At 49.8% G+C, this 6,109-nt stretch carries 6 protein-coding genes; all 6 read left to right on the forward strand.

Features of this window, described 5'->3' with window-relative positions:
- Positions 1-192, forward strand: a 192-nt coding sequence (locus COY37_RS07690; RefSeq protein ID WP_286977079.1) for a hypothetical protein, incomplete at its 5' end; no start/stop codon positions are given.
- Positions 193-478: 286 nt separating this feature from the next.
- Positions 479-802, forward strand: coding sequence for an ArsR/SmtB family transcription factor (locus tag COY37_RS07695; protein ID WP_286678091.1), 324 nt, complete (start codon positions 479-481; stop codon positions 800-802).
- A gap of 96 nt (positions 803-898) precedes the next feature.
- The gene (hyfB, locus tag COY37_RS07700) at positions 899-2,923 is read left to right on the forward strand and encodes a hydrogenase 4 subunit B (protein WP_286678090.1); all 2,025 of its coding nucleotides are present in this window, start codon (positions 899-901) and stop codon (positions 2,921-2,923) included.
- A gap of 1 nt (position 2,924) precedes the next feature.
- Complete coding sequence (locus COY37_RS07705) at positions 2,925-3,875, forward strand: respiratory chain complex I subunit 1 family protein (RefSeq protein ID WP_286678089.1); 951 nt, start codon at positions 2,925-2,927, stop codon at positions 3,873-3,875.
- Between the two features lies 1 nt (position 3,876).
- On the forward strand, positions 3,877-4,536 hold the full coding sequence (locus COY37_RS07710; protein WP_286678088.1) for a hypothetical protein: 660 nt from the start codon (positions 3,877-3,879) through the stop codon (positions 4,534-4,536).
- Positions 4,537-4,538: 2 nt separating this feature from the next.
- Positions 4,539-5,999, forward strand: coding sequence for a hydrogenase 4 subunit F (locus COY37_RS07715; RefSeq protein ID WP_286678087.1), 1,461 nt, complete (start codon positions 4,539-4,541; stop codon positions 5,997-5,999).
- Positions 6,000-6,109 lie beyond the last annotated feature (110 nt).

Below are 6,109 nucleotides of genomic sequence, written 5' to 3' on the forward strand. Positions count from 1 at the left end.
TTAACGCACCAAAGGGGCTCACGGGAGGACGTTGCTTTAACGGTTCAAAGAGGGTTGAGTGCACAAGCATTACGTTATACAAATATTCTCCATGACAATCGAATGGCTATTACAATAAATGATTTCTTAATTAATGGCGAGTTGGCTGATATAAATGTGAAAGTTCCAACACCAGCCGCTTTCGTCGGTTAATCCATACGAGGGACTTTACAAGATCGACTTAACCACCGGTAAGCGCGTACTTATCCATGCGATATCGCTAACGAAGAGACCGACTACACAGGTGCAGATACTCGATATGTTTGCAGAACCATAGTCCCGTCTCAAAAAGCTCTGAGTTTAGTGAATTCTACTGATTTATTCCCCATATGCCCGGTTCAGCGACTTGGGTGATGTTTGCCACCTGATCTGCCACAAAGTTTTTCCTTGCTTAGAATATTAGCATATGCTAATATTCATAGATGCTAAGGAGGACGTTATGACGCTTAATCAACCTGTTTACGACTTTAAAGCTGGCTTTTTTAAGGCGTTGGCTCATCCCTCAAGGATACGAATACTTGAGTTGCTTCGAGATGGGGAGAAGAGCGTAAATGAACTCCAGCCTGCCCTGGGACTCGAGCCCTCGAATATATCGCAGCAATTGGCGGTTTTGCGGTCGGCGGATATCGTCGTAGGGCGTAAGCAAGGAGCTAACGTTTTTTATACTGTAAAAAGCCGACTCATCTATGTGCTGCTCGATGCGGCCAAAGACCTCTTTAACGAGAGTTTATCGCAGAAGATCAAGCTGCTTGAATCGCTGTAGCGGCAAGGTTTCACATTGGCTTGCGTACAAGAACGCCGGTTCTCCAACTGAAGTAGGCAAAACTCAACGTTGTAAAACAAGGAGTATGAATCCGTATTGACTGAGGCGTTTTTTGTCGTTGTTTTAGTGGCATACCTTATTGGAACAGTGCTGCCATTAGTGTTCTACAGCAACAATCGTATTAACATTCCTATAGCTCACGCATTCGCACTTATCGCATCCGGTGCGGGCATCATAGCTTCTGTGCTTGCGCTTACCGGCGCCACGGCCGTTACGGTAACTATTTTTCCATCACCGGTTTTTGGCGCTACTTCTTTATCTCTCGATGGACTCTCCGCCTTTTTCTTGTTAACCATATCCCTGGTATCGCTTGCGGTATCTATTTATGCGACCCCCTATATGGTGAAAACCGCCGGCAAAAGAAGTGCCGCCGGGTTCGGGGCCTTGTATAACTTGTTTTTGCTTTCGCTCGTCATGGTGGTGACTGTCGACAACGCTTTTTACTTCGTCGTCTTCTGGGAGCTGATGACGCTTACGTCATATTTCTTAGTTGTGTTTGATTACAAGAAGATCCAGACGGCACGGGCCGGATTTCAATACCTGGTCATGACGCATGTGGGCACTGCGTTTATCCTATTTTCACTTATTGCTTTGTCGGTTCACGCCGGTGGCTTTAGCTTTGCCGGCTTTAAGGCGGCCCAGGCAAGCCTACCGATGGGGTTAAAGAACGCCATATTTATCTCTGCGTTGCTCGGGTTCAGCACAAAGGCGGGCCTTGTGCCGCTTCATGTGTGGTTGCCGAGGGCCCATCCGGCGGCCCCGAGCCATGTATCGGCCCTGATGAGCGGGGTCATGATTAAGACGGGTATCTACGGGTTGATTCGCGTGCTCTTTGATTTTCTCTCGCCTACTCCCTGGTGGTGGGGCTTGCTAATCCTTATTCTAGCTATGGTATCGGCGATATTGGGTGTTATGTATGCGTTAATGGAGCATGATATCAAGAGGTTACTTGCGTTTCACAGCGTCGAGAACGTGGGCATTATCATGATGGGAGTGGGACTTGCCGTAATCTTCTCATCGTTTGGCTTTGTGCCGGCCGCGCTCCTAAGCCTGACCGCTGCGCTCTTTCACCTGATAAACCATGCGATTTTTAAGGGGTTGCTTTTTCTGGGCGCCGGCTCGATTCAATACTCGACCGGCACAAAAAACATCGAGGAATTGGGTGGGCTTATTAAGCGGATGCCGACCACGGCCGCGCTGTTTTTAATCGGCTCCCTTGCGATATCGGCGATACCCCCGTTTAACGGCTTTGCCAGTGAATGGTTGACGTTTCAATCCATCCTTCAAGCTAATCTTATCGGCGATGTTTCGCTGCAGCTCATCGTCCTTTTAGCGGTGCCCGCTTTGGCACTTACAGGCGGGTTGGCGGCGACCTGTTTCGTTAAGGCGTTTGGGATCACGTTTCTTTCGCTCCCAAGAAGCGAGCGGGCGGCGAATGCTAAAGAGGTACCGGTCCCGATGCTCGTTGGGATGGCCATCCTCGGCCTACTCTGCCTTGCTTTAGGTGTTGGGTCTCCTGTCTTTATACCTATTCCGTGGCATGTTGCCACATCGTTCTTTAATGGGGCCAGCGAGATGCCGTCCTTTAACCCCCTACTATTACGTTTACCCAATAGCCAGGGACACGCATCGATGTCGCTTCTGCTTGTTGCCGCCCTACTGGCTGTTGTTAGCCTTGCGTCTGTTGTGCTAACCGGATTGCGGGGGAAACGCTCGGTTACTACCGGGCCGACCTGGGATTGCGGCATACCGGAAGTTACTCCGAGAATGCAATATAGCGCAGCGGCTTTTACCAGACCGCTCAAGATAGTTTTTAGCGCCATCTACCAACCCCGGCGACAGGTTGAGGTCGAGAGCGAAGCTTCTCCGTACTTTCCGCTTTCTATTTCGTACGAGTCTTCGCTCTACCCGGTGTTTGAGCGCCAACTCTACCGCCGGTTTATTAATACCCTGGTGCGGATGGCACGACGGGCGAGGATGATTCAAGCCGGAAACATCAACCTTTATCTGGCTTATATATTTGCGACCCTTGTGATTCTTTTAGTTTTTGTGTGGAGATAAAATGGAATTTTTAGCGCAGAAAATAGCTATCGGGATCGGGCAAGCACTCTTCGTGCTTCTGTCGGCCCCGCTTTTTACGAGTTTAATGAAGAAGGTAAAAGCGCATTTCCAGTGCCGATTCGGCCCGGGGTTGCTGCAGGGCTACTATGATATCTGGAAACTTTTAAAAAAGGATGCCGTGATCTCCGAACACGCATCGTGGGTATTCAAAACGACGCCGTATGTTGTCTTTTCTGCTACATTTATCGCCGCCGTAATCGTTCCATCATTTGCCGTGGTGCTTCCAACCGCCGGAATTGGTGATGCAATCATCGTTATTTACCTGCTCGGATTGGCGCGGTTTTTCACCGCGATCGCGGGTTTGGATACCGGCAGTTCGTTTGGTGGGATGGGGAGCAGTCGCGAGATGATGATCTCATCTCTTGCAGAACCGGTTACGATGACCGGGCTTTTTGTCCTTGCCGCTGCCGCCGGCTCGACCGACTTTGGAGGCATTATCACAAAATCACTCGTGACGGGACATGTGCAACCGGCCTACCTCTTACTGTTCCCGGCGTTCCTGATTATAGCGGTGGCGGAGACGGGCCGGGTGCCGGTCGATAACCCGGCTACTCACCTCGAACTTACGATGGTGCATGAAGCGATGATACTCGAATACACCGGCCGCCATCTTGCGCTTATAGAATGGGCGGGGGCGCTTAAGCTCACTCTTTTGCTGACGATTATCGCCAACGTATTCTTTCCTTGGGGTATTGCCGAATCAATGGCTTGGCCGGCCGTTATGGTCGGGATTTTCGCTATAACTGCAAAGGTAGGCTTATTGGCGATCGGTATCGCCGCTATGGAGTCGATGATTGCAAAGCTAAGACTTTTCAGGGTACCTGAGCTTATCGGGGGCGCTTTTGTGCTGGCGATGCTCGCCCTGATTATAAGAACTACGGGGATTGGATAGTATGATAAGTTATTTAGTCGGCCCTCAAATGCTGAATCTGTTAGGTGTTGCTATTCTTGTGCTGGCACTAGCGATGCTTGGTTTACGCGGTTTTAACCGTAGCTTAAACGTGTACGCCATGCATTCTCTGCTCTTAGCGATTGTGACTGCGATTACCGGCTATAATGTGGCCAACATGCACGTGTATGTTGCGGCGGTCGCGACTATCATAATCAAGGTTGTTGCTATCCCGCTTATAATGATAAAGCTGGTCAGCACTATGAGGGTGCGGCAGGAGTCGCGACTTTTAGTAAATGCTCCAACCTCGTTTATTATTGCGATCGGGTTGATGATGCTTGCTTCGCACATGGCCCGCCTGACAATGCCCGGACAGAGCCCATTTGAGACAATGCTAACGGTCGGCATAGCTGTATCCATGTTTGGCATGCTCTTAATCGTCCTCCACAAGGATGCGGTAATCCAGGTCATAGGCTTGCTCACAATGGAGAACGGTTTTTTCTTGGTGGGCCTTATTTTAACGGGGGGCATGCCGTTTTTCGTTGAGGTCGGCATATTTTTTGATATTCTGCTTACCAGTCTTTTACTTTGGGTCTACCTGCGGCGCATGAATTTTGAACTGAAATCAACGAACACCATGCACTTAAATCAACTTAGGGGTTGAGAATGTATCTGGCTATTGCTTTATTGTTTATTCCGTTTTTATCTGCCGTGCTTTGCATAATTGTGCGGCGGTCTACCATCGTTGAGAAGGTTGCAACCACCGGCTCTATTCTGACGCTGGCGCTGGGAATCGCGGTTGCTTGGGATGTATCGACCGGCGGTAGCATACATGGGTATGGCGGCTATCTCTCGATCGACAAGCTAAGTATGGTCATGATAGTGTTGATAACATCAATCGGCGCCGGCGCGATTCTCTTTTCGCTTAGCTATATTAAAGAAGAAGTCGAGCGCGGGCATTTTACTCAGGATCGTGTTCGGTGGTACTACAGCTTCTTAAACTTATTTGTGCTTGCAATGCTGCTCTCGGTGGTTACCGGTAATCTCGGGATGTTCTGGGTTGCCATGGAGCTAACCACTTTGACCTCTGCATTGATGGTTTCATTTTATAGAACCCGAGCTTCGTTGGAGGCAGCATGGAAATATGTGATTCTATGCTCGGCCGGCATCGGGTTTGCGCTTTTAGGAACCATCTTTACCTATTACTCGTCAACGGATGGAATTGGTGGAACACTTAACTGGTCGATACTAATGCGGCAGTCGTCTCAGCTTAACCCTGTTACGATGCGTCTTGCCTTTATCTTTATTCTGGTGGGATACGGCACTAAGGCCGGATTAGTGCCGATGCATACATGGCTGCCGGACGCACACAGCTTGGCGCCGACACCGGTGAGCGGCCTGTTGTCAGGTGTGCTGTTGAGCTGTGCGATGTACGGTATCATTCGCTACGATGCCATTACCGTCAGCGCTGTCGGCGCCGCCTATCCGGGAACTCTGTTAATTACATTTGGTCTGATCAGCATACTAACTGCCGCGTTGTTTATGCTGGTGCAGAAGGACTATAAGCGACTGCTCGCCTATTCAAGCATCGAGCACATGGGTATCATAGCGTTTGCGCTTGGCTTAGGAAGTAAAATCGCCTTGTACGGCGCTATTTTTCATCTGATAAATCATGCGATAAGCAAATCGACACTCTTTTTTATCGCCGGCCGTATCAACCATATCTTCCGCTCGAAGCAAATCGGGCGGGTACGGGGGATTATAGGAGTATCTCCGGTGACGGGCGCGTTTTTTGTCGCCGGGATTCTAGCGATCGCGGGCTCGCCACCGTTTGGTCTTTTTGCCAGCGAGTTTATTATTCTTTACGGTGGGTTTACCGCGGGAAAGACAGTTGTAAGCCTCATCGCGCTCTTCTCGATCGTCATGGCGTTTGCCGGCTTGGCATATTACCTTAGCCGAATAACGTTTGGGCCGCGTACGAAAAGACCGATTTCTTATCCTCGATTCCGCCTACCCGTGGCGATCTTTGCGGTAGGTCTTAGCTCAATGGCGCTGGTCGGTCTCTATGTTCCGGCCTGGCTCCATCATCTGCTAGAAGGAATCGCTCATTCTCTTGGAGGCGCTTAAAGTTGGCGACAACCATGCATATAAGAAGCATTAAAGACATAGTGCGTGCGATAGATAATAAAGCCGGTGAATATGCCGGCAAGGCAGGCAAACGGCCGGGTGAAGCATTA

Source organism: Candidatus Aquicultor secundus, assembly GCF_002791875.1.
Classification (GTDB): Bacteria; Actinomycetota; Aquicultoria; order Aquicultorales; family Aquicultoraceae; genus Aquicultor_A; species Aquicultor_A secundus.

Bases quoted from the DNA above. Each gene is read 5' to 3' on its own strand.
- COY37_RS07695 (WP_286678091.1), top strand. From the start codon at position 479: ATGACGCTTAATCAACCTGTTTACGACTTTAAAGCTGGCTTTTTTAAG.
- COY37_RS07715 (WP_286678087.1), top strand. From the start codon at position 4,539: ATGTATCTGGCTATTGCTTTATTGTTTATTCCGTTTTTATCTGCCGTG.
- COY37_RS07705 (WP_286678089.1), top strand. From the start codon at position 2,925: ATGGAATTTTTAGCGCAGAAAATAGCTATCGGGATCGGGCAAGCACTC.
- COY37_RS07710 (WP_286678088.1), top strand. From the start codon at position 3,877: ATGATAAGTTATTTAGTCGGCCCTCAAATGCTGAATCTGTTAGGTGTT.